Annotated in this window: 28 protein-coding genes and 1 tRNA gene; 11 read left to right on the top strand and 18 right to left on the bottom strand. The window is 50.3% G+C overall.

Annotated features, from left to right (window positions below; translation table 11 throughout):
* Positions 1–101: 101 nt before the first annotated feature.
* Both dcd and ACIDF8_RS04675 read left to right on the top strand, forming a co-directional pair.
* Positions 102–671, top strand: coding sequence for a dCTP deaminase (gene dcd, locus ACIDF8_RS04680; RefSeq protein WP_412009426.1), 570 nt, complete (start codon positions 102–104; stop codon positions 669–671).
* A 102-nt stretch (positions 672–773) separates the two neighbouring features.
* Positions 774–3,020, top strand: a complete 2,247-nt coding sequence (locus tag ACIDF8_RS04675; RefSeq protein ID WP_412009425.1) for an Orn/Lys/Arg decarboxylase N-terminal domain-containing protein — start codon at positions 774–776, stop codon at positions 3,018–3,020.
* 987 nt (positions 3,021–4,007) lie between these two features.
* Here ACIDF8_RS04675 and ACIDF8_RS04670 read toward each other — a convergent pair.
* Together ACIDF8_RS04670 and ACIDF8_RS04665 are read right to left on the bottom strand one after the other, a co-directional pair.
* On the bottom strand, positions 4,008–4,490 hold the full coding sequence (locus ACIDF8_RS04670) for a dihydrofolate reductase (protein WP_412009424.1): 483 nt from the start codon (positions 4,488–4,490) through the stop codon (positions 4,008–4,010).
* Positions 4,491–4,501: 11 nt separating this feature from the next.
* Positions 4,502–5,041 (bottom strand): peroxiredoxin, encoded by a 540-nt coding sequence (locus tag ACIDF8_RS04665; protein WP_412009423.1) that lies wholly within the window; start codon positions 5,039–5,041, stop codon positions 4,502–4,504.
* 126 nt (positions 5,042–5,167) lie between these two features.
* Here ACIDF8_RS04665 and ACIDF8_RS04660 point away from each other — a divergent pair, with 126 nt between their 5' ends.
* Positions 5,168–7,015 carry a tetratricopeptide repeat protein gene (locus tag ACIDF8_RS04660; protein WP_412009422.1) on the top strand — a complete coding sequence of 616 codons (1,848 nt, stop codon included), beginning with the start codon at positions 5,168–5,170 and terminating at the stop codon, positions 7,013–7,015.
* 10 nt (positions 7,016–7,025) lie between these two features.
* Here the strand turns inward: ACIDF8_RS04660 and ACIDF8_RS04655 are convergent, their stop codons facing one another.
* Positions 7,026–7,859: an HDOD domain-containing protein gene (locus tag ACIDF8_RS04655; RefSeq protein ID WP_412009421.1), complete on the bottom strand. Its 834-nt coding sequence runs from the start codon at positions 7,857–7,859 to the stop codon at positions 7,026–7,028.
* Positions 7,860–8,108: 249 nt separating this feature from the next.
* Between ACIDF8_RS04655 and map the strand changes: the two genes are divergently transcribed.
* Both map and ACIDF8_RS04645 read left to right on the top strand, forming a co-directional pair.
* Positions 8,109–8,903 (top strand): type I methionyl aminopeptidase, encoded by a 795-nt coding sequence (map, locus tag ACIDF8_RS04650; RefSeq protein WP_412009420.1) that lies wholly within the window; start codon positions 8,109–8,111, stop codon positions 8,901–8,903.
* A 27-nt stretch (positions 8,904–8,930) separates the two neighbouring features.
* Positions 8,931–11,504, top strand: coding sequence for a [protein-PII] uridylyltransferase (locus ACIDF8_RS04645; protein ID WP_412009419.1), 2,574 nt, complete (start codon positions 8,931–8,933; stop codon positions 11,502–11,504).
* A gap of 67 nt (positions 11,505–11,571) precedes the next feature.
* On the opposite strand, the gene ACIDF8_RS04640 is transcribed toward ACIDF8_RS04645, so the two are convergent.
* Positions 11,572–12,111: a PEP-CTERM sorting domain-containing protein gene (locus tag ACIDF8_RS04640; protein WP_412009418.1), complete on the bottom strand. Its 540-nt coding sequence runs from the start codon at positions 12,109–12,111 to the stop codon at positions 11,572–11,574.
* Positions 12,112–12,338: 227 nt separating this feature from the next.
* On the opposite strand from ACIDF8_RS04640, the gene ACIDF8_RS04635 reads away from it, so the two are divergent.
* Positions 12,339–13,043, top strand: coding sequence for a hypothetical protein (locus ACIDF8_RS04635; protein WP_412009417.1), 705 nt, complete (start codon positions 12,339–12,341; stop codon positions 13,041–13,043).
* Positions 13,044–13,138: 95 nt separating this feature from the next.
* Here ACIDF8_RS04635 and ACIDF8_RS04630 read toward each other — a convergent pair whose 3' ends face one another.
* The 4 genes from ACIDF8_RS04630 to ACIDF8_RS04615 form a co-directional block, all read right to left on the bottom strand.
* Entirely contained in the window at positions 13,139–13,414 is a 276-nt protein-coding gene (locus ACIDF8_RS04630) for a cupin domain-containing protein (RefSeq protein ID WP_412009416.1), read from the bottom strand.
* 67 nt (positions 13,415–13,481) lie between these two features.
* A tRNA-Ser gene (locus ACIDF8_RS04625) sits at positions 13,482–13,571 on the bottom strand.
* A gap of 25 nt (positions 13,572–13,596) precedes the next feature.
* A complete protein-coding gene (gene def, locus ACIDF8_RS04620) occupies positions 13,597–14,130 on the bottom strand; it encodes a peptide deformylase (protein WP_412009415.1) in 534 nt (177 codons plus the stop codon).
* A gap of 15 nt (positions 14,131–14,145) precedes the next feature.
* Positions 14,146–14,901, bottom strand: coding sequence for an S-methyl-5'-thioinosine phosphorylase (locus ACIDF8_RS04615; RefSeq protein WP_412009414.1), 756 nt, complete (start codon positions 14,899–14,901; stop codon positions 14,146–14,148).
* A gap of 67 nt (positions 14,902–14,968) precedes the next feature.
* On the opposite strand from ACIDF8_RS04615, the gene hpnC reads away from it, so the two are divergent.
* The 3 genes from hpnC to hpnE are packed head-to-tail and all read left to right on the top strand — an operon-like array spanning position 14,969 to position 18,026.
* A complete protein-coding gene (hpnC, locus tag ACIDF8_RS04610; RefSeq protein WP_412009413.1) occupies positions 14,969–15,838 on the top strand; it encodes a squalene synthase HpnC in 870 nt (289 codons plus the stop codon).
* A complete protein-coding gene (gene hpnD, locus ACIDF8_RS04605) occupies positions 15,835–16,677 on the top strand; it encodes a presqualene diphosphate synthase HpnD (RefSeq protein ID WP_412009412.1) in 843 nt (280 codons plus the stop codon). The genes hpnC and hpnD overlap by 4 nt, the downstream gene beginning before the upstream one ends.
* Complete coding sequence (gene hpnE / locus ACIDF8_RS04600; protein WP_412009411.1) at positions 16,674–18,026, top strand: hydroxysqualene dehydroxylase HpnE; 1,353 nt, start codon at positions 16,674–16,676, stop codon at positions 18,024–18,026. The genes hpnD and hpnE overlap by 4 nt, the downstream gene beginning before the upstream one ends.
* A 21-nt stretch (positions 18,027–18,047) precedes the next feature.
* Here hpnE and ACIDF8_RS04595 read toward each other — a convergent pair whose 3' ends face one another.
* Positions 18,048–18,323 (bottom strand): hypothetical protein, encoded by a 276-nt coding sequence (locus ACIDF8_RS04595; protein WP_412009410.1) that lies wholly within the window; start codon positions 18,321–18,323, stop codon positions 18,048–18,050.
* A 268-nt stretch (positions 18,324–18,591) separates the two neighbouring features.
* Between ACIDF8_RS04595 and ACIDF8_RS04590 the strand changes: the two genes are divergently transcribed.
* Positions 18,592–18,882 (top strand): hypothetical protein, encoded by a 291-nt coding sequence (locus ACIDF8_RS04590; RefSeq protein ID WP_412009409.1) that lies wholly within the window; start codon positions 18,592–18,594, stop codon positions 18,880–18,882.
* A gap of 103 nt (positions 18,883–18,985) precedes the next feature.
* Here the strand turns inward: ACIDF8_RS04590 and radA are convergent, their stop codons facing one another.
* The 8 genes from radA to ACIDF8_RS04550 form a co-directional block, all read right to left on the bottom strand.
* Positions 18,986–20,341, bottom strand: coding sequence for a DNA repair protein RadA (gene radA / locus ACIDF8_RS04585; protein WP_412009408.1), 1,356 nt, complete (start codon positions 20,339–20,341; stop codon positions 18,986–18,988).
* Complete coding sequence (gene alr, locus ACIDF8_RS04580) at positions 20,334–21,398, bottom strand: alanine racemase (RefSeq protein ID WP_412009407.1); 1,065 nt, start codon at positions 21,396–21,398, stop codon at positions 20,334–20,336. Before alr ends, radA begins: the two co-directional genes overlap by 8 nt.
* Positions 21,399–21,414: 16 nt before the next feature.
* On the bottom strand, positions 21,415–22,797 hold the full coding sequence (dnaB, locus tag ACIDF8_RS04575) for a replicative DNA helicase (protein ID WP_018985608.1): 1,383 nt from the start codon (positions 22,795–22,797) through the stop codon (positions 21,415–21,417).
* A gap of 230 nt (positions 22,798–23,027) precedes the next feature.
* Positions 23,028–23,477: a 50S ribosomal protein L9 gene (gene rplI / locus ACIDF8_RS04570; RefSeq protein ID WP_194748038.1), complete on the bottom strand. Its 450-nt coding sequence runs from the start codon at positions 23,475–23,477 to the stop codon at positions 23,028–23,030.
* Positions 23,478–23,498: 21 nt separating this feature from the next.
* Complete coding sequence (gene rpsR, locus ACIDF8_RS04565) at positions 23,499–23,732, bottom strand: 30S ribosomal protein S18 (protein ID WP_024929836.1); 234 nt, start codon at positions 23,730–23,732, stop codon at positions 23,499–23,501.
* 19 nt (positions 23,733–23,751) lie between these two features.
* Complete coding sequence (gene priB, locus ACIDF8_RS04560; protein WP_018985611.1) at positions 23,752–24,042, bottom strand: primosomal replication protein N; 291 nt, start codon at positions 24,040–24,042, stop codon at positions 23,752–23,754.
* A 5-nt stretch (positions 24,043–24,047) separates the two neighbouring features.
* Positions 24,048–24,422, bottom strand: coding sequence for a 30S ribosomal protein S6 (rpsF, locus tag ACIDF8_RS04555; RefSeq protein ID WP_018985612.1), 375 nt, complete (start codon positions 24,420–24,422; stop codon positions 24,048–24,050).
* A gap of 118 nt (positions 24,423–24,540) precedes the next feature.
* Entirely contained in the window at positions 24,541–24,873 is a 333-nt protein-coding gene (locus ACIDF8_RS04550) for a hypothetical protein (protein ID WP_412009406.1), read from the bottom strand.
* Between the two features lie 233 nt (positions 24,874–25,106).
* Here ACIDF8_RS04550 and epsA point away from each other — a divergent pair, with 233 nt between their 5' ends.
* Positions 25,107–25,886, top strand: coding sequence for an XrtB/PEP-CTERM-associated transcriptional regulator EpsA (gene epsA, locus ACIDF8_RS04545; RefSeq protein WP_412009405.1), 780 nt, complete (start codon positions 25,107–25,109; stop codon positions 25,884–25,886).
* Between the two features lie 76 nt (positions 25,887–25,962).
* Here epsA and ACIDF8_RS04540 read toward each other — a convergent pair whose 3' ends face one another.
* The gene (locus ACIDF8_RS04540; RefSeq protein ID WP_412009404.1) at positions 25,963–26,388 is read right to left on the bottom strand and encodes an RNA-binding S4 domain-containing protein; all 426 of its coding nucleotides are present in this window, start codon (positions 26,386–26,388) and stop codon (positions 25,963–25,965) included.
* Position 26,389: the final 1 nt, after the last annotated feature.

Below are 26,389 nucleotides of genomic sequence, written 5' to 3'. Positions count from 1 at the left end.
AGTAATTGTTGTTATTATTTGCACTCACTAAAAGCGGAGTTTAAACTCCGCTTTTTTCTCTTTATTACATGCGTTTAGGACGCAAATGACTGGATATCGTAATGAGCATTAAGTCGGATAAATGGATACGCAGGATGGCTGAACAACACGGCATGATTGAGCCGTTTGAGCCGAATCTGGTGCGTGAGGTGAATGGTCAAAAAATTGTGTCTTATGGCACTTCCTCTTATGGCTACGATATCCGCTGTGCGGACGAATTCCGCGTATTTACCAACATCAACAGCACCATTGTTGACCCGAAGGAATTTGATCCACAGTCATTTGTCGAAGTCTCGGGCAAAGGCTATTGTGTCATCCCGCCTAATTCGTTTGCTCTGGCACGGACGGTTGAATATTTCCGTATCCCGCGCTCAGTACTCACGGTTTGCCTGGGTAAATCCACTTACGCACGTTGCGGCATTATTGTGAACGTGACGCCGTTTGAACCGGAGTGGGAAGGCTATGTCACACTGGAATTTAGTAACACGACCCCCTTGCCCGCCAAAATTTACGCAGGTGAAGGCTGTGCGCAAGTATTGTTCTTGGAGTCTGACGAAGTCTGCGAAACCAGCTACAAAGACCGTGGTGGAAAATACCAAGGTCAAATTGGTGTCACATTACCAAAGATATAATCATACTCTTGAACACAACCAGAATATTTCACGGCAGAGGCACAGGGTTAAGCGCAGGCTTTCCCTGTGCCTCTGTGTCTTAAGCGGTAAAAGGATTCCTCTATGAAATTTAGATTTCCCATTGTGATTATTGACGAAGATTTCCGCTCGGAAAACTCGTCTGGCCTGGGCATCAGGGTATTGGCCAAAGCGATCGAAGACGAAGGTCTGGAAGTGCTTGGTGTGACCAGCTATGGTGACTTGACTTCATTTGCCCAACAGCAAAGCCGGGCCTCAGCCTTTATCCTGTCGATTGATGATGAGGAAATCGTTGAAGAGAAACCAGAAGCCATCGAGCAACTGCGTAACTTTGTGCAAGAAATCCGTTACCGCAACGAAGAAATTCCTATCTTTTTGCACGGCGAAACCCGCACTAGCCGCCACATCCCCAACGATGTGCTGCGTGAACTGCACGGGTTTATTCATATGAATGAAGACACGCCAGAGTTTGTGGCGCGCCTGATTATCCGCGAAGCGAAAGCCTATCTGGATAGCCTGCCACCGCCCTTCTTCAAGGCGCTGACGCATTACGCGGCTGATGGTTCCTACTCCTGGCACTGCCCCGGTCACTCCGGCGGCGTCGCGTTCCTGAAATCACCGGTCGGCCAGATGTTCCACCAGTTTTTTGGCGAGAACATGCTGCGTGCAGACGTCTGTAACGCCGTTGATGAGCTCGGTCAATTGCTGGATCATACCGGCCCGGTGGCCGCCTCTGAGCGTAACGCTGCGCGCATTTACAACTGTGATCACCTCTATTTTGTCACTAACGGCACCTCGACCTCGAACAAGATCGTCTGGAACTCCACCGTCGCGCCTGGTGACATTGTGGTGGTTGACCGTAACTGCCATAAATCCGTATTGCACTCCATCATCATGACCGGGGCGGTGCCGGTATTCCTGATGCCAACGCGTAACCACTTTGGCATTATCGGCCCGATTCCGAAAAGCGAGTTTGCCTGGGAAAATATCCAGAAAAAAATCGAGCGCAACCCTTTTGCCACCGACAAAAACGCCAAACCACGCGTATTGACCATCACGCAATCCACCTATGATGGCGTGTTGTATAACGTGGAAGAAATCAAGGAAATGCTGGATGGCAAGATAGACACCCTGCACTTTGATGAAGCCTGGTTGCCACATGCGACCTTCCATGACTTCTACGGTGACTATCATGCGATTGGCGCCGACCGCCCACGCTGTAAAGAATCTATGGTGTTCTCTACCCAGTCTACACACAAACTGCTGGCAGGCCTGAGCCAGGCCTCGCAGATTCTGGTGCAGGATGCAGACCAGAACCGCCTGGACCGTGACGTGTTCAACGAAGCCTATTTGATGCACACCTCCACCAGCCCGCAATATTCGATTATTGCCAGCTGCGACGTGGCCGCGGCAATGATGGAAGCCCCAGGCGGCACGGCCCTGGTAGAAGAATCCCTCAAAGAAGCGTTAGACTTCCGCCGTGCCATGCGCAAGGTCGACGAAGAATGGGGCACCGACTGGTGGTTTAAAGTCTGGGGACCGACAGATTTGTCAGAAGACGGCCTCGAAGAACGTGATGCGTGGATGCTCAAAGCCAATGAACGCTGGCACGGCTTCGGCAACCTGGCCGAAGGCTTCAACATGCTAGACCCGATCAAGGCCACCATCATCACGCCAGGACTGGATGTAGATGGCGAATTCTCAGAGGAGTTCGGCATCCCCGCAGCCATCGTCACCAAATACCTGGCTGAACACGGCGTGATTGTTGAGAAAACCGGCCTCTACTCATTCTTCATCATGTTCACCATCGGCATTACCAAAGGCCGGTGGAACACCATGGTGGCCGCGCTACAACAGTTTAAGGACGACTACGACAAGAACCAGCCCCTATGGAAAGTGCTGCCAGAATTTGTGCAGAAACACCCCCGCTATGAGCGTGTTGGCCTACAAGACTTGTGCACACAAATTCACGAAGTCTATAAAGCCAACGACGTCGCCCGCCTGACCACAGAAATGTATTTGTCTGACATGGTGCCTGCCATGAAGCCGACCGATGCGTTCTCGAAAATGGCGCACCGCAAAATTGAGCGTGTGGCCATTGATGAACTGGAAGGCCGCGTGACAGCCGTGCTGTTAACGCCCTACCCGCCGGGTATTCCCTTGCTGATTCCAGGTGAACGCTTTAACAAGGTCATTGTGAACTACCTCAAGTTTGCGCGAGAGTTTAACGAGAAATTTCCGGGCTTTGAGACGGACAACCATGGTTTGGTGAAGCAAGTCGTGGATGGTAAAGCCGTGTATTACGTCGACTGTGTGAAGCAGGAAGATTAAATTTTTAGTTTCACTCACATATTTTTTTACTGAGCTTCAGCAAAGGCAACTTAATGGTTACCTTTGCTATTTTATGCAGTGTTATGTTTCGCCTCTCGGCGAGTTACTTTCTGTTGCTTGCCCCACAGAAAGTAACCAAAGAAGAGGGCACCCAACCATCACGGCCTTCGGCTCCCTTGCGTTGCTCGGCAAAGCGGGCAGCCATCGAAACTCGCCCTGACAAGCCACATACTTCGTGGCTTGTTGCGGAACTCAAACAGCCGATGGCCGAAAACTCCCACTTCGCCTGCGCTACTCAGCGTGATGGGATGGGATTCATCTCGCCAAACTTATATTCGTGAAACTGCGCGGCTGAAAAACACTAGTCGTTTCTTTAATTCGCAAAATGTGGCGCTCATGGGGTTTTCGGGCCCCTATCTGCCGCGCCGAGTAGCGCAGGCAAAATAAGATGAAGCGAGCGGCTGTCCGAATCCCGCGGTGGCCTGCGTTTTGTGCAGGCCGCTAGGATGAGTTCTGCAAGCGCTTATTTTGGTGAGCAACGCAGGGAACAAGCGGAAGCTAGGGTGTCTTGTTCTTTGCCTTCTTTCTTATGGACAAGCATAAGAAAGAATGGTCGCCTGAAGGCGAAATAAAGACCACCTCCATCTGGAGAGCACACTCAAAAGTAAACCATAACCTGCTCAAGCAAAGAAAAGCAACTCGAACTCGCCAACAGGCGAAAAAGGAATGTGGATTTCCCAAAAACATCTAAGAATTGCAGTGTGGCAGTCACTCTTGATTCAGCTAAGCATTCACCTGATCTGGATCCTGGCCTCCGCCGGAATGACGACTTACCACTTGACTCGCTGCTTGCGCAGACGCAGCACATACTCTGCTCACACTATGCCTGAATGAGGAGAATCTCGACTACCTTCAACTAAGATTAAACATGCTTTAAAGAAGGACCTTTATCTTTTGTCCATCAATTAATACAATAAATTGTGTTTATCAGCGTCGCTGATAAACCATATCGCTGTAATGCAATCCATTGACCGACACGTGACCATCCTCAGTCACGAGCTCCCAATCATGCATCTCAATTTCCGGAAAAAATGCATCCCCGCCGACATGTGCATAGACACGCGTAATGTATAGCCTTGTAACATAAGGCAATCCTTGCGCATACATCTCTGCTCCGCCAATTAGGAATGGCTCGTCATCACCAGCACAGGCTGCAAGCGCTTGTGGCAGTGAATGTACGACTTTGGCGCCTTCAACGGCATATTCAGTATCACGCGTCACGATCACGGTCGTACGCCCAGGCAACAACCGTCCCAGTGATTCATAGGTTTTGCGGCCCATGATGATGTGATGTCCCATGGTCAGTTGTTTGAAACGCTTTAGGTCCTCGGGCAAATGCCAAGGCAATTGATTATTGTGGCCGATGACACGGTTATCTGCATGGGCGACGATCAGGGAAAGAGCTTGCATGGTCATGTTCATTAGAAAGCCGAGAGGCGTTTGAGGTCACGGATGATGGCTTCGCTATGCCCGTCTGGATTGACATTGCTGTAGGCCTCGGCAACGACGCCTTGGGGGTCAATAATAAAGGTCATGCGTTTGGCAGCTTGAAATACAACGAGGTTGAATAAGGCGCCATAGGCTTCTGCGACCTGACCGCTACTATCAGCCAGCAACGGAAAAGATAATCTGTGCTTTTGCGCAAATGCGGCATGACTGGCAACCGTATCGACACTGATGCCCACGACTTCAGCCCCGAGTGCGTGAATCTGCTGGATATCATCCCTGAATTGGCAGGCTTCACGCGTGCAGCCTGGGGTATCGTCTTTGGGATAAAAATACAGGACCACCCATTTGCCCTGCCATTCAGTGAGTTTGCGCATATTTCCTTGCGCATCTGGCAGGCTGAATGCAGGGGCTTTCATGCCGACGCTGACACGTGTAGTGGGCTGCTGATACTGGCGATAGCCCCAAATGGCCAACCATAACAACAGGCCGTACATGATCAGTTTGATCAGCATTGTGTTTCCTTTCTGGGGGTGAATGACATTCAGGTCGTTGACGCTGACAGCTGCTTATTGTACCTTAATCCGCCATCCATCCATTTAAGGTCATCCGCAATCGTTTGAAGTGTTGCAAGTTATCCCATGAAAAATGAAGCCATTGCAAAACTGCTGAAACTGATTGCTGCGGATCCGCAAAAGTGGGATGCCTATCAAAAGCTGGCAGGCCTGATGCTGCAAAACCAGGAGTTTCATGCGGCTGAGCAATATTTGCTGCAAGCGATCAGTCTGCGGCCAGATTTGCTGGAGCTTCGTGTACAGCTGGCCAACTTGCATATGCGCACCCAACAGTTCAAGGCGGCACATGAGTGCTACAAGCAAGCCATTGCCCTTGATGCCAAACAATCCCAGCTCTACTACCTGGATGCCCGTGCACTTAAAAACCTGGGCCGCGCCCAGGAAGCCATTTTGCGTCTGCGGACGGCGATCAAGCTGGATGCACAGCATATCAATGCCTTTAGCGAGTGCACCGACCTCATGCTGCAATTACAGCAGATCGAACCAGCCGCCAATGTCTTGAGGCAGGCGGTGGCTGCACACCCCGAGCACGTACATTTTCACTACCGCCTGGGCGCCTTGTGCATGCAATTGCAACAAATGGACGAAGCGTTACAATGTATGAACCAGGCTATCCGCATCCAGCCTGACTTTGCCGATGCTTATCATCAACGTGCGCTCATCTTGCAATCGCAGGGTAAGCCACAAGAGGCTTTACTCAGTTTTGATGAGGCCATCCGCTTTCAACCTAACCTCCCCTTGCCCTATAACAACCGCGGAGTCGTGTTATGCCAGCTCGGCAAATATACTGCGGCCATTGCCGATTTCCGCCAGGCCCTGCAGCTCAATCCTGGTTATGCTGCAGCACAGTGTCACCTGGGTTTGGCGCTGTATGAGAACAGGCAGCATGAAGAAGCTTACCCTTGCCTGGAAACTGCCCTAAAATTGGCGCCCAATCATGCGCAAGCCCGCTATACCATGAGTATGCTAAAACTGGCGCGTGGGGAATATGAATCGGGCTGGCCCATGTATGCTGCACGTTTTCAGGTGCTGCAGGATAAATTTAGGCCGGATTTAACCCGGTTATGGCCATCCTCTGGCTCACTGGTGGGCAAAACGATCCTGATCTGGGCTGAGCAATCCTTAAGTGATACGCTGCAATATTGCCGCTACCTGCCAATGGTTCAGGCTTGTAAGCCTAACCACCTGGTATTGGCCGTCCCGGATGCTTTATTTGAGCTATTGAATGAATATTGGGCACATGACGTGACGATACTCGTCGTGCGGCAAGATGGGCATAGCATGCCGCATTTTGATGTTTTCTGCCCCATGCTGAACTTACCAGCGGTGTTTAACACGCTTGTAGATACGATTCCGGCCAACTTGCCTTATCTGGGCGTACAACCCCGCCACACAGAACCCTGGCAACAATTGCTTGGCCCAGGGCGGCGTTTGCGGATCGGCCTCAACTGGTGTGGGGACGCGTCAAACAAATATGATCACTTGCGCAGTATCCCGCTGTTTCTCATGGCGCCGCTACTGAATATGGAAGTCGAGTGGCACAGCTTGCAAAAAGAATTCCGGCGTGAAGACCATATCATGCTCAAGCGTTTTCCCATGCTGGAATGCCATCACCCTGAATTAACTGATTTCACCGCCACTGCAGGGCTGATCATGCAAATGGATTTGGTCATTTCGGTGGACACGGCAGTCGCCCATTTGGCCGCTGCGCTGGGCAAGCAAGTATGGTTACTGCTGCCAGAATATCCTCACTTCCGCTGGTTACAACAGCGCGAAGATAGTCCGTGGTACCCAGGCATGCGCCTGTTCAGGCAAGGCGATGATGAATCCTGGGAACAAGTGATAGACCGCCTGCACCAAGCGATCACTGACTTGCTGGCGCAACAGCATGAACGGCTGATTGCAGGCAAATAAACCGCCCTAATTAATGGGATGGCACGCCGACGATATGTTTGACGCGCTCTACATCCACATGCAATAAGTCAGCGATGTCTTTGTAATCATCAGGCAAGGCGGCATTATCCCAACCATCGGCAGAATGTCTGGCCAAATTGACGGCCAGTTTCACATTACGCACTCTGGGGAGGTCGGCGCGCGCTTCATCCATCAGGTCGCTGAGCAACGGCGGCAAATTAAATACCTGCACCAGCTCGGCCTGCAACTCCAGCAATCGGAAGCCTAGCACCTCTTGTTGCACCACCCGGCTGCGCAAGGTTTTATCTGCCGCCTGACGCTGACTGATTTCACCCATCGCATCAGGATTGAAGCACCACATAAGCATTTCGGCAAAATCATGTAGCGAGGCTGCCACCCTGACTTCTTCTGCGTGCAAATCCATCAAATGCGCGGCAAATTCTGCGGCAAAATAGCCCGACCGATGCGCGCGTATCATCAACTTGAGTAAATCAATCAAGGCTGACATATGCTCATGCAACACGTCTTCAACATGCGGGACGGTCGGAATTTGCGCGAAAAATGTCCCGGTACCCATCATGATAATCGCTTGCTCCACCTGCACCAGGTCTTGCAACTGGTGGCGGCTACGATGATTATTGGCATAAGCCAATACCTTAAACATCATAAGCGGATCGTTGATCACCACGCGGGTAATATCACGCGCACCGGTTTCATCCTCGCGCGCCTGCAATTGAGCAATCTCTCTGGCAGTCTGCCGTAAAACAGGTATCTCTGCCGCCTTAAAAAAAGCCACCCAGTCTTTAACCGTGCGGTTGGCTCTTGCTTCGGTGAGTGTCACCATAAGGGTACTCCAACTAAAATCATGCCCGAGTATAAATCATTGCAATCAAGTGCCATGTCGGGATCAATTACACGAATGCCAGTCAGTTTCTTTTATGACTTAACCCTATTAACGTCACGCCTCAGCGTTTCTTTAGCAAGGCAGGCCAAACATCATGACTACTATGCGTCTATGTTAGAATGATGTTTTAGTTAATAATTCTGTCGTCCGCCAGGGCAACGGATGAACGTAAGAGCGGTCACACCTGATATGGCAATTGTTCTGCATACCCCCGAAGAGATTGAAAAAATGCGCGTCGCTGGCCGCCTGGCCTCTGAAGTGCTCGATTACATCACACCGTTTGTGGTCGCAGGGGTGACCACCAATAAACTGGACCAGCTTTGTCATGATTACATTGTCAATGTGCAGCAAGCGATTCCTGCCCCGCTAAACTATGCCCCGGATGGCCATACCCCCTACCCCAAGTCTATTTGCACCTCGATTAACCAGCAAATCTGCCATGGCGTCCCCAGCGAAAAAGAACTAAAAACCGGCGACATCGTTAATCTTGATATCACGGTCATCAAAGACGGCTATCACGGCGATACTTCACGTATGTTTATGGTCGGGAGCGTCTCCCCGCAGGCCAAACGGCTGTGTGACCTCACCTACCAGGCAATGTGGCGCGGCATTGAAAAGGTTAAACCAGGCAATACCTTGGGTGATATTGGCTACGCCATTCAGTCATTTGCAGAAAAAAATGGCTACAGTATTGTGCGTGAATTCTGCGGGCATGGGATCGGCAAAAAATTCCACTGCGAACCCCAAGTCTTGCATTATGGCAAACCAGGTGCTGGCTTGACACTCAAACCCGGCATGATTTTCACCATTGAACCCATGATTAACGCTGGCCGCCGTGACATCAAATTCATGCCGGATGGCTGGACCGTAGTCACCAAGGACCGCAGCCTATCTGCACAATGGGAGCATACCGTACTCGTCACTGAAGAAGGCTTTGAAATCATGACCATCTCTGCGGGTACACCCGCCCGGCCCACCGTCTAACGCAGGCATGTCGATGGTCACTCGCGCATGACAGTTATTGGCAAAGAACAACTCAAACAGTGGCGGGAGTCACTGCAACTGACCCGCCAACAATTGGCCGATGCCTATCTCGCCAAGCCCCAGGCCAAAACACTGCTACAACAACACACGCGTGCCCTAGATCATCTCCTCAAACAAATCTGGCAGGCCTACGCCTTACCTGATTCCGCCTCCTTGATTGCCGTAGGCGGATATGGCCGTGGCGATATGTTCCCCTACTCGGACATAGACCTCCTGATTCTGATGCCGGAAAACAGCGATTCTGCGTTACAAGCACTGGTGGAGTCATTGATAGGCAGCTTGTGGGATATCGGCCTGAATATTGGCCACAGTGTGCGTAATCTGCAAGAGTGCCTGAACGAGGCGCAGCTGGATGTCACCATCATGACCAACTTGCTTGAAGCACGCTGGCTCACTGGCGACAGGCAAATGTTTAAGTCCCTGGTGCAGTCGCTGCATGCAGCGCTGGATCAACCCCGTTTTTTCGCCGAAAAACTGCGTGAGCAACAAATCCGTCATGCCAAATTTCATGACACGGCTTATAACCTGGAGCCGAATATCAAAGAGAGCCCGGGCGGGCTCAGGGATTTGCATATGATCCTCTGGGTCGCGCAAAGCCAGGGCTTGGGTAATGATTGGGCAGCCCTTGCCCAGTCAGGATTATTAAGTCGGCATGAAGCGATGCAAATAAAAAAGCACGAGCGCTTGCTGCAAAACCTGCGCATCCGCTTGCATCTGATGGCTAAACGGCGGGAAGACCGCCTGGTATTTGATTTTCAAAACACGCTCGCCGAACAAATGGGGTATGTGACGACCCCGCAAAAACGGGCCAGCGAACAATTGATGCAAGGCTTCTACAGCAGCGCCAAGGCCATCATTATTGAAAATGAAGTGCTGCTCAAATTACTTCATGCACGAATTCATCCTGAACAAACGCCAGCGCAAGTACTCACCGCCGACTTCACGCTGTCACAAGGCCTGCTGAGTGCAAACGATCCAGACCTGTTTCAACGTAAACCAGAAACGATCCTGCAATGTTTTCAACTCTTGCAGCAATACCCGGAAATTACAGGATTTAGTGCGCCACTGGTGCGCGCATTGCAGGTGGCCCAACCCCTGATCAATCACCAATTCCGGCAGCAAGCCAACCACAAGGCCTTGTTTTTACAGATTCTGAAAAGCCGTGAAGGCGTGCATCGCAGCCTGAGGCGCATGAACCGTTATGGCATCCTGGGTCGTTACATCCCGGTATTTGGCCGCGTCATCGCCCAAATGCAGCATGACCTGTTTCATGTCTATACTGTAGATGAACATACGCTGAACGTTTTACGCAACCTCAGGCGGTTTGCCAAGCCAGACTTGCGCCATGAGTTTCCATTATGTAGCCAACTGTTTAATGAATTTAGCCAACCGCATTTATTGTATCTGGCAGCCATTTTTCATGATATTGCCAAAGGCCGGGGGGGTGATCACTCCCTGCTCGGCACGCTGGACGCACGCCGCTTCTGCAAGCAACATGGCTTACCCAAAGCCGATACCGAACTGGTTGCCTGGCTGGTAGAGGCCCACCTGAAACTCTCCAGTACCGCGCAAAAAAGTGATTTATCCGACCCGGATGTTATTGAAAACTTTGCGCGCCTGGTGGGCACTGAATACAGACTGACAGCCTTATACTTACTGACCGTCGCAGATATCCGCGGTACCAGCCCGAATGTATGGAATGCGTGGAAAGCCAAGCTGCTGGAAAGCCTGTTTTTACAGACGCGCCGCGTCCTGCAGCAATCCCTGGATACCGAAGCCCAGCTCAGCTTGCGTAAGCAAGAGGTCTTGCAAAAACTGAGTAGCTTTAACCTGAAAGAGCCCTCGGTCGCTGCACTGTGGCAAGCTTTCGGCAACGGCTATTTCAGCCGGTTTGACAGCGATGAAATCGCCTGGCAAAGCCGCTTGCTGATTCCACATCTGCGTACAGAACAAGCGATTGTGCGGGCCAGACTCAGCCCGAAGGGGGATGGCATACAGGTAATGATTTACAGCCGCGACCAAAAACAAATTTTTGCCCGCATCTGCCATTTTTTTGACAGCATGCAATACAACATTGTGCAGGCCAAAATTTACACCACTGCGCACGGCTATGCCTTGGATAATTTTATTGTGTTGGAGCCCGACACTCGCCAGATCAGCTATAACGGTTTATTGAAGCATATTGAGCAAGGCCTCAACGCAGAGCTGCAGAACACCGAACCACTCACCCCAATTCGCGGCCGTGTCAGCCGGCAAGTTAAACACATGCCGATTACGACCCAGGTCAGTTTTAAACCTGTTCCTCATCCTCAAAACGCAGCAGAACACTTGCAGCAACTGGATATTATCGCCAATGACCGGCCGGGATTACTCGCCAGCATGGCATTAATCTTCCAGCAACATGGTATTGCCTTGCACAATGCAAAAATTAACACGCTAGGCAACCGTGTAGAAGATAGCTTCTTAATCTCTAATTGCCATGGCGCAGTCTTAGATGAAGCAACACTAAATGACCTCGGATTAGCGTTAAACGCCCTCTAACGTCACATTATCACAACAAAAAGCCCTTGGCATTTTTGCCAAGGGCTTTTTGTTTAAGCGCTCAATCTTATGATTGACGGCGACGCAAAGCAATTAATCCCAGCCCTGCCAGCAACAATGCAAAATTTTCAGGCTCGGGAACTGGGACTGTGACCAAATTCAAAACCACTGTTGAACCAGCCTTGAAAGAAACATTTTCCCAATTGAGACCAACTTGGTTTGCATTAAAAGTTAATCCAAGGCCAATATCTGTGAAAGACTTCGAATCATAAGTCACGCTAGTAATTGCGTCGGCACCAGCGAAACTCAGCAAGTTACCATTGTTGATTGATATCCCATTATTTGAGTAAGACTCGGCGGAGTAGTCAAAGTAAGTGTCTTTAAGAAAGTTATAAGTGATCTTGTTATCAGTGACTGTGATATCAAAAGAATCGAACACCAGCTTTTCTGAGGTTCCTGACACATTAAATGTGGTCGTTGGGTTTCCAAATAAATACGCTCCACCATTAGCGTAGTATGTAGATGTCACGGTGCTTGCATTGAGCCCAGCGTAAGCACCGGAAGAGAATACAAAAGCGGCCGTCGCAATCATTGTAGTGAGCTTCATAACTAACCTCATCCTGATAATTAATTGATTTTAAATTAATTCTATAGAGCCACCAAAATTATGGCAATAGCCCTTTTGGCCTAGCGAAAAATAAAATCTATATAAAAGTCACAAGTTTTTATATGCTAAGATTAGAAAATTATTGAAAAATTGTAACTAATTTAAGTGAGAATGCTTAGAGAAAATTATTTTTAACTTACTACTAAATTGTTAGGTTCTCAGAAACTATGAATAAGCTTTTAAAAAAATTTAAGTTGTTATCGTTATATTGCGTTACGTTGCACTCTAGTCTAGCGAATGCCGCAGCTACTCTTGTAAATTTCGATGACCTAGATGCAAATATATATGGATCAGTATCAGTTCCATATAATTATGCAGGTCTGAATTGGAGTAATTTTTCCGTCATAGATGGTGTCAAATTTAGGACATCTACGGTGTATTACGAAAGCCCCTCTGGCTTCACCAGTTTCTCCCTACCAAAAAGTGGATATGAGAGTGGCGTAGTCAGCTCATCAGCGGTGGCTTTTAATGATTCCGGTTTCGATGCATATATAAGTTCATATTTAAATGACTCCTTCACCTTAAACTCGTTTTATATTACGGCGGCATGGCGGAATGAACTTAATATTGAAGTCACAGGATACCTAAATGGCTTTCAAACCAATTCAATTTTGCTCATAACCTCGAGAGAAGCTCCGACTTTAGTCACTCTTAATTGGAAAAATGTTAATCAAATTAAATTTCATTCTTTTGGTGGAGTGTCTAATGGGCCTTTTGTGGCTAACAATGGTCTTCAATTTGCACTTGATAATTTAAGTTATCGAGTTACTGCTGTTCCTGAATCAAAAGCAGTTGAGTTGCTTTTACTTGGAGTAATTATTTGTTGTGTATGGAATACTAAAATATCCAAAAAGATCAGCCCCACTAAGTAACAATTTGCCATAGCACCCGCCCGGCGGTTACATCAAATAAAAAACCCTGCCAAATCGACAGGGTTTTTTATTGAATATTTAAATAAAACTTCTGATTAAAAGTGTTTGTAGTGTTTTTTCAATTGCTTAACCACTTCCCACTGGGATTTCAGGCCTTTTGGAAACTCTACATAGTCACCCGCTTTGATGGTAACAGTCTCGCCGCCTGCAGGCGTTACTTTGAATTCACCTTCCAGCACGTAAGCTTTTTCTGTCATGGTGAAGTCCAGTGGGAATTTTGAAGGTGGGCAATCCCAGATGTTCCAGCTGGAGACGCCCAGCTCTTTGAGTTTCTCTTGGGATGGGTTGCTGTCGATGATGATTTGAGCCATGACGGTTCCTTAATGTGAATTTAAAAACTGCAAATAGAAATGCCGCAAAACTGCGGCATTTCATGTCTGGCGGAAGAGGTGAGATTCGAACTCACGGAGGGCGTTAACCCTCGACAGTTTTCAAGACTGTTGCATTAAACCGCTCTGCCACTCTTCCCGAAAGCGCGCATTATAGCAAACAATCAGTCATCTGGAAGCGTTATTCCAGGAAAAAGTACATCATTAAAGCCAAATTTTGTCAGATCACGGATGCGCATGGGGTAAAGCACCCCAAATAAGTGGTCGCATTCATGCTGAACCACGCGTGCATGAAAGCCGCTTACCGTACGGTCAATGACATTGCCTTGCGGATCAAACCCCCTGTAATGCAGATGCTGGTAGCGCGGCACGAGGCCACGCATTCCTGGTACAGACAGGCAACCTTCCCAGCCCTCCTCTTCCGCAGGATCCACCGGCGTGAGTTCCGGATTGATCAAAATGGTAAAAGGCACGGCTTCAGCCCCTGGATAACGTGGATTGGCGCCTACACCAAACATCACGACTTGCAAACTGACCCCGATTTGCGGCGCGGCAATCCCCGCGCCTTGCATGTGCGACATGGTGTCATGCATATCCTGAATCAAGTCATGTAAGGCAGGCGTATCAAACTCCGTGACCTTATCCGCCACACGGTATAACAGCGGCTCCCCCATGCGTAATACTGGTTTCACTGCCATGCTGATTCCTCAGGTTTAACCGGCGGCACAATCATTATCAGACAAGTACTGCGCAATGACCATGCGCACTTTATCCATGGTTTGCTGGAGCAAGGGCATCACCTGCTCAAACTGGATGGATTGCGTACTATCTCCACGGCCAGCGGCAAAGTTGGCGACAGGGCAGATCGCCGCATAAGACACGCCAAGTTCACGCGCCAGCACCGCTTCCGGCATGCCTGTCATCCCGACAATCGTGGCACCATCGCGTTCATAGCGGTCTATCTCTGCCGCCGTCTCCAGCCGCGGGCCTTGTACGCAGGCATAGACCCCGCCATCCACCAGGCTATAACCGACATCGGCAGCTGCTTTGAGGCAACGCTCACGCATGGCTTGCGAATAAGGCTGCGTAAAGTCTACATGCCGCACCGGCAACTCTATGCCGTCGTGATACGTATTATTGCGGCCATAGGTATAGTCCAGAATCTGGTTTGGTAACACAATATCGCCAGGGATCAGGTTACGCGTAATGCCGCCAACAGTGGCAACCGCCAGCAAATCGCACACCCCGACTGAATGCAAAGCCCACAGGTTGGCGCGGTAATTGACCGCATGCGGCGGAATGGTATGGCCGCCGCCATGACGTGCCAGGAACACGACTTCCTTGCCGTTGATTTCGCCAAACACCAGTGGCTGCGAGGGTTCGCCATACGGCGTGCGCACAATCAGGCGCTTAGAAATATTCAAATTATCCAGTGCGGTGAGCCCAGTGCCCCCAATAATACCTAACATACGTTCTCTTTATGATTGTTCATCTGCAAGGCATAAGCGTATCATGGATTTATGGCATACTTAAGCCATGCAAGCCTTTTCCAAGCCCGCCCAGCCGCAACCCAGCCTCACCCTAGCGCACACGCACTATGAAAACTTTCCGGTCGCCTCCCTACTGCTTCCGGCACCTCTACGTCATGCGGTCACGGTGATTTACCAGTTTGCACGCGAGGCAGACGATATTGCAGATGAAGGCCAGGCCAGCGAAACAGCGCGCTTGCAAGCGCTTCAAGTCTATGAAGACGAGCTATTATTGATTCAAGCTTATATCCAGCCCGCAATGCCGTTGTTCCATGCCTTGCAAACGGTGATACGTTCGCATCAGTTGGATGTACAACTCTTGATAGACCTGATCGACGCTTTTAAGCAGGATGTGGTGAAAACCCGTTACCGCAACTTTGATGAGGTACTGGACTACTGCCGCCGCTCGGCCAATCCGGTCGGACGCCTGATGTTGCAGCTCTATGGCAGTGACACTGCCCAACATCGGGAATGGTCTGACCACATATGCACCGCCCTGCAATTGATCAATTTTTACCAGGATATTGCCTTGGATCTGCAAAAGCATGGCGAGGCCGGGCGTATTTACTTGAGCCAGGAAGAAATGCATGTCGCTGGCATCAGTGAGCAGGATTTGCGTTCACAACGTCTGGACAGCGGCTGGCAACAGTTCTTTTTGACACAAGTATTGCGGGCAGAGCGCCTATTAAAGTCAGGCAAGCCGTTGGGGAGAGCCCTGCCTGGCAGAATCGGGTTTGAGCTACGCATGATGATTGCAGGTGGCGAACGTATCGCGCATAAATTAAAATCCTGCCGTGGCGATATCTATCATCATCGCCCCACCTTAAAAGCCTATGATTGGCCACTGATTTTGCTGAAAGCCCTGTTTAAACAATGACACCGCAACAATATTGCCTGCAAAAAACCCGTGAAAGCGGTTCCAGCTTCACGTTAAGCTTTGCCTTTTTGCCCAAAGCCAAACGCGAAGCGATGACGGTACTCTATGCTTTTTGCCGCGAAGTGGATGATGTGGTCGATGAGTGTACCGATTACCAGATCGCCCAAACCAAGTTGGGCTGGTGGAAACAGGAAATTGAACGGTTGTTCCATGCCACGCCGCAACATCCTGTGACTCAGGCCTTGCAGCCCGTCATCAAAACCTATGGCTTGCAAGAAACCCATTTCATTGAAATCATCGATGGCATGCAAATGGACACGCAATACAATCGCTATGCGGATTTTGAACAGCTAGGCTTGTACTGTTACCGTGTAGCCAGTGTGGTCGGCTTGCTGTCAGCGCAAATTTTTGGCTTTAAAAATGCGGATACTTTACAGTATGCGCATGATCTTGGGATGGCGTTCCAACTCACCAATATTATCCGCGATGTCGGCGAGGATGCCCGCCGGGGGCGAATTTATATTCCGCTGGATGAACTGGAACGTGCACAGGTGACTGAACAGCAACTCCTAAACAGTGAAGCCACCGCTCAAACCCAAGCCTTGCTGCTCAAGCAGATTGCACGCGCTGAGTTGTTTTATGACAAAGCGCTCAAGCAATTACCGCCAGAAGATCAAAAGGCACAGCTACCCGGTTTGATGATGGCCGCCATTTACCGAACGCTATTGCAAGAGATCAAACAAGATCCTAATCTGGTACTCACGCATAAAATAGCCTTACCGCCATTTAGAAAGCTTAAATTGGCGCTAAGCGCCTGGTTTAAATTCCGCCGCTCATGAGTGCAGTGTTATCCAAGCCTGGTCAAGAAACCTCGCCAGTTTTTAGAACAACCGCCAGGCCACGTCGCGTGGCCATCATCGGGGCAGGGCTGGCTGGTTTGTCTGCCGCTTTACGGCTGAGCCAGCAAGGCCACCAAGTCTGCGTGTTTGAGGCCGCTCCGCAAGCGGGCGGCCGCGCACGTAGCGTCTCACATGCGTCAGCGACCTTGGATAACGGTCAACATCTCTGCCTTGGTGCTTATCATGCCACGCTCGCATTATTAGATGAGGCAGGCATTGATCCTGCGCAGGTGTTCACACGCTTGCCACTGGCATTACATATGCATCATGGCAATCAATCCATCTCGCTGGTGACCCCGCGCTGGCTTCCCGCCCCACTTCATCTGCTATGGGGATTGATCACAGCACGCGGTCTGGATTGGGGCAGCAAATGGCGCGCGACCAGCTGGATGCGGCAATTACAAAAACAACGTTTTACGCTGGCACAAGATATGCCGGTCTCCACTTTGCTGACGCAAGCGCAGCAAACACCGTTGCTGATCAAAACCTTGTGGGAGCCCTTATGCCTGGCCGCGTTAAACACACCACTGGCCCGCGCCAGTGCACAGGTATTTTTAAATGTGTTACGGGATAGCTTTCAGTATCGCCGCCAGGACAGCGACTTTTTAGTGGCTAAATCAGATTTGTCGCAGGCCTTGATTCAGCCGCTGATCGCACATTTAGAAACGCGTGGCGTTCAACTCCGGTTACGGACCCCTATCACGGCGATCCAACCTTTTGAACAGGGTTGTAAGGTGACGCATGCGCAACCAGAAGCCTTTGATGCCGTAGTGATTGCGGTCGGACCGCACCAATTGAAAACCGTCGCCGGCGCGCCGACCTTACCGCAGTGGGACTATCAGCCAATCACCACCATTTACCTGCAATTCAACGATCAGGTGCGATTACCACATGCCTTTATAGGGTTGTGTGATGGCTGGGCACAATGGGTGTTTGATCGCGGTCAATGCTGCAACCAAGCCGGCTTACTTGCCGTCGTCATCAGCGCACACGCGCGGTTCGAGATGGACAAATCCACATTAATCACGCACTGCCTGACCGAGATCAATCTTGCGCTCGCCAGCCATGGCGTCAAGCTACCTGAGCAGCCGCTGTGGTCCCAAGTCATTACCGAAAAACGGGCGACTTTTACCTGTCATCCGGCCATGAAACGACCCAGCTATCAAACCGTAAACGCACGTGTCTTACTAGCTGGCGACTATGTTGACAGCCCCTATCCGGCGACAATAGAAAGTGCGGTCCGCAGTGGTCAAGCCGCTGCACAAGCCATTGGCCGCTTACTGGCTTAACGACAAGCCGTCGGTATCTAGTTAACCTTTACACACGACAGCCAAGTGATTATTGGCTGGTCTGTAAATACCATCCCCACTATCCGGGAAAGTTTCTTTGTAAGACAGTCTGTTATCTAACTCATACCCAGCGCTACATAGCTCACCTGCTTTGCGCTGGCATTGATCCCAAGTGGTATTGAATTCACTGCACGTCAGGGTATAGCCTGTTTTACCGTTCTGCCCCGTATATTGTTGCGGACTGACGCTGGCACAGGCAGTCATCAAGAATGGCAAAAGAAAAATCATTTTTTTCATTATTTTTTCTCCTTTTAATACATTTCGTCATCTTATTGTCATATTTTTGTGTATCTGACTTCTATTTGGCCTGCCAATCTAAGCAATAGTTGCATGAAGTTTTTATGACAATTACTTTTATAGCAATTAAAATAACCACCACGCTATTGGTTTAGTCTCTGTATCGGACTCGCTACAAATGCCTACAAAATGCCTCGCATTTGTAACTGACAGTCCATCCCAGCTTTTTTATACTATTTTCATTGTGATTGATTGAAGGGAGTGAAGCATGAAATATGCGACCATCATGGCCACCGGCTTGCTAGTCCACATGTCAATCTTGGCTTCAGACATGTTACCCACAGAAGATTACGCAAACCTGACAGGTGAAAAAGTACGCATCCTCAAACAACTAGGCAAACAAGCGGAATGTATACGTCTGGCTAGTGATAATGAGGCGTTGCGTGCTTGTCAGGAGAAATTAGCGGCTGAAGAGATCACCCAGCCCGAAAAAGAAAGAACTGCGAGGAATCTGGAAAAGTTAAGCACTGACAACCCTAAACAAAACGAGTTTTTTTAACACCAAGCAGTATTTAAACCCGCTTACCTGTGGTTGCCTACCCTCTTCTGGGCAACCTCATCCTTAGGCAACGATAGGACTCCCATCTATCGTTGCCATTTTTTTATGTGCGTAGCACGTCTATCGCTTGCTCCAGCCGGTCAACCGCATCAATATGCAAACCGGTGATACCGCCTTTAGGCGCGTTGGCTTTGGGGATGATGGCATGGGTAAAGCCCAGTTTTGCCGCTTCCTTTAGCCGCTCCTGGCCGCGCTGAACCGGACGCACCTCTCCCGCCAACCCCACTTCGCCAAATACAATCAGCTTGCCAGGCAAAGGTTTGTTCTTGAGAGATGATACAATCGCCAGCAATACCGCCAAATCCACGGCAGGCTCACTGATTTTCACGCCGCCGACGGCATTGATAAAGACATCCTGGTCATAACAGGCGACACCGGCATGCCGATGCAACACTGCCAACAACATGGCCAGCCGGTTTTGCTCCAACCCCACGCATAACCGTTTGGGATTAGGCGCATGCGCCGTATCTACCAGCGCCTGAATCTCAACCAGTAAAGGCCGCGTGCCCTCTTGGGTGACCGTAATACAGGAGCCAGGCACAGGTGACTCATGATGCGATAAAAACAAGGCCGAAGGATTGCTGACTTCACGCAAGCCCTTTTCTGTCATGGCGAACACGCCCAGTTCATTCACCGCACCAAACCGGTTTTTAAACGCGCGGATCAGCCTGAAACTCGAATTCTGGTCACCTTCAAAGTAGAGTACGCTGTCAACAATATGCTCCAGTACGCGCGGGCCAGCCAGCGAGCCTTCTTTAGTGACATGACCGACCAGGATCATGCTGATACCCAACTGCTTGGCAATCCGTGTTAATTGCGCGCTGCATTCACGCACTTGCGCCACAGAGCCGGGTGCTGACTGTAAGGCTTCGGAGTACATGGTCTGGATAGAGTCAATCACCACGACATCAGGTTGATGATGTTGCAGCACATGGCTGATTTTTTCCAGGTTGATTTCGGCCAACACATCCACTTTGCTCGCATCTAGGCCAAGCCGTTGCGCACGCATGGCAATCTGCTGCGCAGACTCCTCGCCACTGATATAAAACGCTTTGAGTGATTGCGAGACCTTACAGACGGTTTGCAATAACAAGGTAGATTTACCAATGCCGGGATCGCCGCCTATCAGCACGACGCCACCAGCCACCAGCCCCCCGCCCAGTACGCGGTCAAATTCGGTAATCCCCGTTGCCTGGCGCGAGACATCTTGTGCTTCAACATCTGCTAGTTTTTGCAATTGTGCCGTCGGCGCCAGGCTGGCAAAACGACTTTGCGTGGCAGTTTCAGGCACGGTCTCAACCAGGGTGTTCCACGCATGGCAACTCGGGCATTGCCCTTGCCATTTAGGCTCAACGGCACCACACTCGGTACAGGTATATTGTGTTTTTGGTTTAGCCATGAATTTTAAAAGGCACCCTGGCCGTGACGGCACATAACAATTCATAACCGATGGTGCCGCTAGCCTGCGCCACGTCATCTACAGGCACTTGCTCACCCCATAACTCCACAGGACTACCGATGGCAGCCTCTGGAATATCGGTAATATCGACCGCTAGCATATCCATGGAAACCCGGCCTAGCGTACGGGTTAAACGGCCTGCGACGGCAATAGGCGTCCCCGTTGGTGCATGGCGCGGATAACCATCCGCATATCCACAAGCCACAATGCCTACACGGGTCGGTTTGTCCGCGGTAAACAAACTGCCATACCCTACACTTTCTCCCGCAGAAATCTCCTGCACGGCAATCAAACCTGACTGCAAGGTCATCACCGGTTTCAGCCCCAGGCTGCTGGCCGGTTTCTCAGCGACAGGCGTGGCACCATACAGCATAATGCCAGGACGCACCCAGTCTGCATGGGTATGTGGCTGCTGCACAATGGCCGCAGAATTTGCCAGCGAACGCGCATAGGGTGTGGGCATCATTTGCCCCACCACCTGCATGGCCGCATCCGTGCCATCATCCACATCCGCGTTGGCGAAATGTGTCATGAGGATCACTTCCCGCACATTCGCAGAACTGGCCAATTGCTGTAATGCTTGGCTGTAATGGGTTGGCTGAAAGCCCAAGCGATGCATGCCGCTATCCAGTTTAAGGAATACCCGCAGCGGAATATTGGGGCGGCTTTCAAGTACCCAGGCCAACTGGGCTTGATGTGAGACCACGATATCCAAATGGTACTGGTCAACCAGCGCCATTTCTTCTGCTGAGAAAATACCTTCCAGTAACAAAATCGGATGCTGGTAACCCACGTCACGCAACGCAATGGCTTCACTGATATTGAGTACGGCAAAGGCATCGGTCGCCTTCAAGCCATGCGCAGCATTGAGCAGGCCATGGCCATAGGCATTGGCTTTGACGACAGCAATGACTTTAGATTGCGGCGCATAGCGCCTGACTTGCGCCAGGTTATGCGCCAGCGCAGCTTCTGAAATATGGGCGACAATAGGACGCATAGTCGTGCCAGCAGAATTAATACTCGTCTGGCATATATGCCGCATTGGCATAATCAGCAAAGCGGGTATGCGCGCCCATAAAGGTCAGGCGCACGCGGCCAATCGGGCCGTTACGCTGCTTGGCGATAATAATTTCGGCAGTGCCTTTTTCAGCGCTGTCCGGGTTGTAGTACTCATCCCGGTACACGAACATGATCAAGTCGGCATCCTGCTCAATCGCGCCCGATTCACGCAAGTCACTCATGACTGGACGCTTGTCCGGACGTTGGTCCACACTACGGTTAAGCTGTGAAATCGCAATCAGCGGCACGTTTAATTCTTTAGCTAACGCCTTGAGAGAACGCGAGATCTCGGAAATTTCAGTCGCACGGTTTTCACCCGAGCGGCCAGCCGGTGAAGTCATCAACTGCAAATAGTCGATCACAATCAGGCCCAGTTCACCGGTCTGGCGGTGCAAGCGGCGCGCACGCGCACGCACGTCAAAGCTGCTTAAGCCCGCGCCTTCGTCAATATAAATTGGCGCTTCGTTGAGTTTACCCAGCGCCGTGGTGAGCTTTTCCCAGTCCTCATCTTCGAGGTTACCGTTACGCATTTTATGCTGGTCCAGGCGGCCAATCGAGCCGATCATACGCGTGGTCAACTGGGTCGCGCCCATCTCCATCGAGAAAATCGCCACGGCTTTATTGGTATCCAGCGCCACGTTCTCGGCAATATTAATCGCAAATGCCGTTTTACCCATCGAAGGACGACCGGCAATAATCACCATGTCACCGCCTTGCAGGCCAGAGGTCATGGAGTCCAAGTCGGTAAAACCGGTCGGGATCCCGGTCACATCAGAATGGTTTTCGCGTGAATACAGGTAATCAATGCGGTCAGCCACTTGCGGCAACAAGACCTGCATCCCCAGAAAACCCTGGCTCTTGCGGTTACCACCTTCGGCAATCTGGAAAATCTTGGCTTCAGCTTCATCCAGCAATTGCTGGGCATCGCGGCCGTTAGGCTGGTAAGCACTTTCTGCAATATCAGTTCCCACGGCAACCAGCTGGCGCATGACAAAGCGCTCGTGCACGATTTCCGCATAACGGCGGATATTGGCGGCCGTCGGCGTATTTTGTGCCAGTGCGCCCAGGTAAGCCACGCCACCCACTGTAGTGAGCTCATTACTGTTTTCAAGGGATTCTGCCACGGTCACAATATCGGCAGGCTGGTTACGCTCAATCAGCCTGGCAATATGCTCGTAAATGAGCTTGTGGTCATGCTGATAGAAATCCTGTGGTGCGAGGATATCGGCAATCTTGTCCAGCGCTTCATTGTCGAGCAATAGCCCGCCCAGTACGGATTGCTCAGCTTCGATAGAGTGTGGAGGAAGTTTTAAGAATTCGAGTTGTTCATCAGCCATCTTGCGATTATACCGAAAAGCAGTCTGGCTTTTTGAGCTTTCAGAAGAGATCAAAGATTAAAATACTTTAGCCACAGAGATCACAGAGTTTGTGGCTCGCTCTATCAAGTGACTGGATAACTTACCAATATAGAGTTTGGTTTTTTTCTCAGTGTCCTCTGTGATCTCTGTGGCTAAAAACAAAAAGGCTACCGAAGTAGCCTTTTCTCGAACTGCAACCAGAGGCTTGATTAAGCTTCTGGCGTCACTGTCACAGTGATGTCTACAACCACGTCGTGGTGCAGCGCCACGCTCACAGCGAAGTCACCAATGGTCTTCAGTGGGCCATTTGGCAAGCGCACTTCCGCTTTTTTCACTTCGTGACCTTGTGCTTGCAAGCCTTCAGCGATGTCCATGTTAGTCACGGAACCGAACAAACGGCCATCCACACCGGCTTTTTGCGCCACGGTCAGTACAAAACCAGCCAGTTTTTCACCACGTGCTTGCGCAGCGGCCAACAGGTCAGCTTGTTGTTTTTCCAGCTCAGCACGTTGTGCAGCGAATACTGCTTTATTCGCTTCAGTGGCACGTTTGGCTTTACCTTGTGGGATCAGGAAGTTACGGCCGTAACCGTCTTTCACTTTTACCACGTCACCCAGGGAACCCAGGTTTGCTACTTTTTCCAATAAGATTACTTGCATGTTGTTCTCCTAAGCCGCCGATTAACCTGGGTGTTTGTCTGTGTAAGGCATCAGGGCCAGGAAACGTGCGCGTTTAACCGCAGTTGTCAGTTGGCGCTGGTATTTAGCCTTGGTACCAGTCATACGGGCTGGGATGATTTTGAAGTTTTCTGAAACGAAATCTTTCAACAGATCTACGTCTTTGTAGTCAACTTCTTTGATGCCTTCTGCGCTAAAACGGCAGTAACGGCGACGTTTGTACATATCTCTTGCCATTTGAAACTCCTTAAATTCTTTAATACTGTATTCGCTGTAACTCTTGTATGTGCAGTACCACCTGTGTGCTCTTTGCACTGCGTTGTGCCAAAAACCCTTTTACTTTGATTTGATCGCCGCTTTGCAATGGCAGATTGGCTTTTTCGCCAATCAGTACTGCGGGTAACTGACACTGCACCTTGCGATTCATCCCGGCTTCTTGCTGTTCTGAATCATGTTGCAATTGCAATCGCAACAAGGGTAAGCCTGCCGGTGTGTAACGCAACGCTTCAACAGAGTGAATGGTTGCCGCAATCACCAGCGTATTCACAACCCTTAAGCAGCTGCCTCAGTGGTCGCAGCAGGTGCGTCACCCACGATGGTTTTGGATTTTTCCTCTTTCATCATTGGGCTTGGTGCTGTGACGGCTGTTTTAGTCGAGATGGTCAGGTGACGTAATACAGCATCGTTAAATTTGAAGCCGTGCTCCAACTCTTCCAGCACTTCTTGGCTGCACTCGATGTTCATCAACACGTAGTGCGCTTTGTGTACTTTTTGAATTGGGTAGGCAAGTTGACGACGGCCCCAGTCTTCCAGACGGTGGATGTTGCCGCCATTGCCTGTGATTTGTGCGCGGTAACGCTCAATCATTGCAGGCACTTGTTCACTCTGGTCAGGGTGAACAATAAACACGATTTCATAGTGTCGCATGAGATTTCCTTGTGGTTAAAGCCACCTTCAGAACAAACTTAAAACGCCTGAACAAAGTGTGGCAAGGTTGCAAAACACGCGATTATAAACTCTTTTCACGTGCTTGATCAAGCACTGATCATTTTTTGGGTGGATTTTCCAGGGACTTATCTTCTTTAGGCAAGTAATAAGGGTCGGCGACATAGCCTGGCCCCTTCATGATAATGATCACGATCAAGCCTATCATCGCGGCGCCGATAAAAAACCAGAACGTAAACAGCAAGCCGAGAAACATAGAATTGCGTTCGAGGTCGTGCGCCAGCAAATCGCCTGACTGCCACCAGTCATACACAATCGGCGAGGCAAACAGAACGCTCCCTAACAGCCACCATTTAGGCAGCTTCTTGAGCAACTGCCACTCTTTGTAGCTGGGATAACGCACGCCACCTGGAAGTTTTTTCAAGATACCCATGAATGTGTATGCCTTATAAGCAACCTGATTTGACCAGCCTTATTTTACCTCAAGGCCCAAAACAGTATGAAAACGATATGACTAATTCGTTCACCCTTTGCGCCATATCAAATATAGGCCTTTGCAAGGCTTAACTGGTCTGTGGTTAAAGAATTAATTTCAGATGCCGTAAAGCACTTAAACCATGAAACAACGGGCAATGCTGCCCTACTCATTACGTTTGAGGTCATTGCATGCTAGTACAAAAAAAACAAACCCATTGGGAAGGCATTTTGCAAGCCATACAGAAATCCTATGCGATTAAACGGCATATCGAATTCTTTGAGTGGCTGAAACAGGATATTCATCCGTTGATGCGGCATGATGCGCTATTGGCGGCTTGGGGTGACTTCAGTACCGGCGAATTGCATTTCGATGTGTCTTCCGCCATCCCGGAAATGTCCACCCAGCGTTTGCTGGAAGACTCGGCCATTGTCAATTACCTGATGTGCAACCTTTATAAACGCTGGGTAGAAAATGACGAAAAATGGTTTGTGATTAACCGCTTTGATGCCACCGGCATCCATGCGCAGTCCCCCAACCCGTTCACCCAGCAGTTGATCAAAATGCACTCGCTCATGGTGTATGGCGTGCGTGACACCCGTGGCAAGTCAGACTGTATTTATGTGTTTTTTGACCGCACCAAAGAGTTTCACGTCCCCGACCAGATGCTGGGCATGATCATGCCGCACTTGGATGCTGCCATCCGCCGCATTGGACATCTCAAACCAGTGATCAAAGACGAAGACCTGCTGGATAGCATGGCCCAAGGCGGGTTATCAGACCGTGAGCAGGAAATCCTGCATTGGGTCCGCAGTGGCAAGACCAACCTGGAAATAGGCATGATCTTGAGCATCAGCGCCAACACTGTGAAAAACCACTTGAAACGTATTTTCCAGAAACTGGATGTGTCTTGCCGCGCACAAGCGGTTGCCAAAACCGGCTTGAGCAACGGCGCCCGCAGACCCAACTAATCTATTCCAAACGAAGTCAGCTTGGCATACCCAGTTTTGGCTAGGCCAGCTAGACAGTAACGCTAGATAGACCAGCTTAGCCGCGGCCAGTAAAACGCTGAATTTCGCGCATCTGGCGCTTGGTCGGGCGCCCCATACCCCGGTCGCGCTCAGCAAACTGGTCTGCCCCACTCTCTTTGACCTGTTGGCGCATGCGCTGACTTTCCTCTGTCTCGCGGTATAGCAAAGCGGCTTCGGGGGCACCGCGCCGCACATTACTGAGCGCCAGCACTTCGACCTCTATCTGCATATCCTTGTTTTTGATACTCACGCGCATACCAGGCTTCATTTCTCGTGCATTTTTGGCACGGTCGCCATCAATACGCACTTTGCCAGCATCGACCGCATCGGCCGCCAGGCTACGGGTTTTAAAAAAACGGGCCGCCCACAGCCATTTATCGAGACGGCAACCGTCATCCTTTTCTGGCGGGGCTTCTTGCTTGCGGTGATGCGTACGTGGCATA

It is taken from the genome of Methylophilus sp. 3sh_L (assembly GCF_046766015.1).
Taxonomy (GTDB): Bacteria; Pseudomonadota; Gammaproteobacteria; order Burkholderiales; family Methylophilaceae; genus Methylophilus.
This window is presented reverse-complemented; position numbering and strand designations above follow the sequence as displayed.

What these genes read in the sequence shown, in the direction of transcription:
- dcd (WP_412009426.1), top strand. Translation starts at nt 102, where the DNA reads ATGAGCATTAAGTCGGATAAATGGATACGCAGGATGGCTGAACAACAC.
- ACIDF8_RS04675 (WP_412009425.1), top strand. Translation starts at nt 774, where the DNA reads ATGAAATTTAGATTTCCCATTGTGATTATTGACGAAGATTTCCGCTCG.
- ACIDF8_RS04670 (WP_412009424.1), bottom strand. Translation starts at nt 4,490, where the DNA reads ATGCAAGCTCTTTCCCTGATCGTCGCCCATGCAGATAACCGTGTCATC.
- ACIDF8_RS04665 (WP_412009423.1), bottom strand. Translation starts at nt 5,041, where the DNA reads ATGCTGATCAAACTGATCATGTACGGCCTGTTGTTATGGTTGGCCATT.
- ACIDF8_RS04660 (WP_412009422.1), top strand. Translation starts at nt 5,168, where the DNA reads ATGAAAAATGAAGCCATTGCAAAACTGCTGAAACTGATTGCTGCGGAT.
- ACIDF8_RS04655 (WP_412009421.1), bottom strand. Translation starts at nt 7,859, where the DNA reads ATGGTGACACTCACCGAAGCAAGAGCCAACCGCACGGTTAAAGACTGG.
- map (WP_412009420.1), top strand. Translation starts at nt 8,109, where the DNA reads ATGGCAATTGTTCTGCATACCCCCGAAGAGATTGAAAAAATGCGCGTC.
- ACIDF8_RS04645 (WP_412009419.1), top strand. Translation starts at nt 8,931, where the DNA reads ATGACAGTTATTGGCAAAGAACAACTCAAACAGTGGCGGGAGTCACTG.
- ACIDF8_RS04640 (WP_412009418.1), bottom strand. Translation starts at nt 12,111, where the DNA reads ATGAAGCTCACTACAATGATTGCGACGGCCGCTTTTGTATTCTCTTCC.
- ACIDF8_RS04635 (WP_412009417.1), top strand. Translation starts at nt 12,339, where the DNA reads ATGAATAAGCTTTTAAAAAAATTTAAGTTGTTATCGTTATATTGCGTT.
- ACIDF8_RS04630 (WP_412009416.1), bottom strand. Translation starts at nt 13,414, where the DNA reads ATGGCTCAAATCATCATCGACAGCAACCCATCCCAAGAGAAACTCAAA.
- def (WP_412009415.1), bottom strand. Translation starts at nt 14,130, where the DNA reads ATGGCAGTGAAACCAGTATTACGCATGGGGGAGCCGCTGTTATACCGT.
- ACIDF8_RS04615 (WP_412009414.1), bottom strand. Translation starts at nt 14,901, where the DNA reads ATGTTAGGTATTATTGGGGGCACTGGGCTCACCGCACTGGATAATTTG.
- hpnC (WP_412009413.1), top strand. Translation starts at nt 14,969, where the DNA reads ATGCAAGCCTTTTCCAAGCCCGCCCAGCCGCAACCCAGCCTCACCCTA.
- hpnD (WP_412009412.1), top strand. Translation starts at nt 15,835, where the DNA reads ATGACACCGCAACAATATTGCCTGCAAAAAACCCGTGAAAGCGGTTCC.
- hpnE (WP_412009411.1), top strand. Translation starts at nt 16,674, where the DNA reads ATGAGTGCAGTGTTATCCAAGCCTGGTCAAGAAACCTCGCCAGTTTTT.
- ACIDF8_RS04595 (WP_412009410.1), bottom strand. Translation starts at nt 18,323, where the DNA reads ATGAAAAAAATGATTTTTCTTTTGCCATTCTTGATGACTGCCTGTGCC.
- ACIDF8_RS04590 (WP_412009409.1), top strand. Translation starts at nt 18,592, where the DNA reads ATGAAATATGCGACCATCATGGCCACCGGCTTGCTAGTCCACATGTCA.
- radA (WP_412009408.1), bottom strand. Translation starts at nt 20,341, where the DNA reads ATGGCTAAACCAAAAACACAATATACCTGTACCGAGTGTGGTGCCGTT.
- alr (WP_412009407.1), bottom strand. Translation starts at nt 21,398, where the DNA reads ATGCGTCCTATTGTCGCCCATATTTCAGAAGCTGCGCTGGCGCATAAC.
- dnaB (WP_018985608.1), bottom strand. Translation starts at nt 22,797, where the DNA reads ATGGCTGATGAACAACTCGAATTCTTAAAACTTCCTCCACACTCTATC.
- rplI (WP_194748038.1), bottom strand. Translation starts at nt 23,477, where the DNA reads ATGCAAGTAATCTTATTGGAAAAAGTAGCAAACCTGGGTTCCCTGGGT.
- rpsR (WP_024929836.1), bottom strand. Translation starts at nt 23,732, where the DNA reads ATGGCAAGAGATATGTACAAACGTCGCCGTTACTGCCGTTTTAGCGCA.
- rpsF (WP_018985612.1), bottom strand. Translation starts at nt 24,422, where the DNA reads ATGCGACACTATGAAATCGTGTTTATTGTTCACCCTGACCAGAGTGAA.
- ACIDF8_RS04550 (WP_412009406.1), bottom strand. Translation starts at nt 24,873, where the DNA reads ATGGGTATCTTGAAAAAACTTCCAGGTGGCGTGCGTTATCCCAGCTAC.
- epsA (WP_412009405.1), top strand. Translation starts at nt 25,107, where the DNA reads ATGCTAGTACAAAAAAAACAAACCCATTGGGAAGGCATTTTGCAAGCC.
- ACIDF8_RS04540 (WP_412009404.1), bottom strand. Translation starts at nt 26,388, where the DNA reads ATGCCACGTACGCATCACCGCAAGCAAGAAGCCCCGCCAGAAAAGGAT.